1 protein-coding gene and 1 pseudogene are annotated in these 1,408 nt (G+C 68.4%); both read left to right on the plus strand.

All coding sequences use genetic code 11. The features are described from left to right. Positions 1 to 527 (plus strand): DUF3558 domain-containing protein (locus CCN37_RS37395; RefSeq protein ID WP_086830144.1); only part of this gene is annotated, 527 nt, incomplete at its 5' end. Between the two features lie 19 nt (positions 528 to 546). Next, positions 547 to 1,408: pseudogene (locus CCN37_RS40480) on the plus strand (hypothetical protein); the annotation flags it as partial.

The raw sequence follows: 1,408 nt of genomic DNA on the forward strand, positions 1-1,408 counted from the left end.
CGGCCGCTGAGCAGAGCACGTCACCGTCGACGCCCTCGACAACCACCGCGCCTCGCCTGCTCCCTCCCCGCCCCAAGGACCTTCCGATCAAGGGCGTCGATCCGTGCACACTGCTCTCAGCCGAGCAGCTCGCCCAGCTGAGCTACAGGTCCGAGGGACGCCCCGTCGGCGATCAACGCCCTGGTGAAGAGCAGTGCAGTTTCAGTCAACCGCTGGCCGCACCAGCGCGCTCAGGCTCCCTTGTCACCCTGGTCACCAATGAGGACGCCACCGAGCACCTCAAGCCGGAACGACGCAGCGGAACGACGACCACCGACGAAACGAAGGTGGCTGGCTTTCCCTCGGTGAAGATCACCAAGAAACTACCGCTGGAGAACTGCCAGATCGTCGTCGACGTGACGGACGGCCAGTACCTCGATGTCTTGGCAACACCGCTGGTTGGACGCGGCACCGACACCGAGACCTACTGCCGTGAAGCCCAAAGGGTCGCGGAGTTCGCGATCCAGACCCTCCTGGCACGGCGCTGACCGGGAAGAGGAGAGCGCGGTGAACTTCGACGTGCGTTGGAAGGGCGTCGCCCACAAGCAGATCTGGGACTGGGTCCACTCCGGCGCCGGCGCGAAGGCGAGCTTTGAAACCGAGCGGGTTCTGCAAGAGGTCAACCAGAAATTGATCGGTTCCGTGGAAGCGGTGACCAAGGCGCTGGGACAAACCGAATCGGTGTGGAAGGGCGAAGCTGCGACGAAGGCGACGGCGGGGATGCAGTCGTTGCGGCAGTACACGGACGGGCTGCGGCTGACCAGTTTTACCTCGCGCAACAGTGCGATGGGGCAGGCGGGGACATCGGACTGGGCGCGGAAGAACGTGCCGCCGGTGCAGAACGCGGGACCGAAACCGGTGCAGCCGACGGGGAATCCGGTCGGGGACGTGCTGAAGCAGACCCAGGACTGGCAGAAGCGCGAAGCCGACGCGCGGAACGCGGAGCGGCGGGCGCAGGAAATCATGGAGCAGCACACGAGCTACACGCGGCAGCGGGTCGACAGCATGCCCGCGTTGCAGCCCGTGCCGAAGATCGCGCTCAACACCGAGATCGCGCCGCCGCCTGTTCCGCCGGGACCGCCGGGGCCTCCTGGGCCGGCGCCGGTTCCGCCGAGGGTGCGAGGTGGAGGTTCCGGAGGAGGCGGGGGCGGCGGAGAGCTGGGCGCGGGCGGAGGCGGCGAGGCGATGCCCACGCCGCGTCCGGATGATCGTGTCGAGGCCGGGCCCAAGCCGACGCCAACGCCGATGCCGAGCCCGCTCCCGGGGCCGAATCCGATCGTGCCGCCGGATCGGAGCGAGCTGGTCTGGAACCGCGACGGATCGCCGGGCGGAGGTTCCGGGGTGAGCGGCGGAGGCGGTTACGCGGGCG

Origin of the sequence: Allokutzneria sp. NRRL B-24872, from assembly GCF_002155965.1 — a bacterium.
Taxonomy (GTDB): Bacteria; Actinomycetota; Actinomycetes; order Mycobacteriales; family Pseudonocardiaceae; genus Allokutzneria.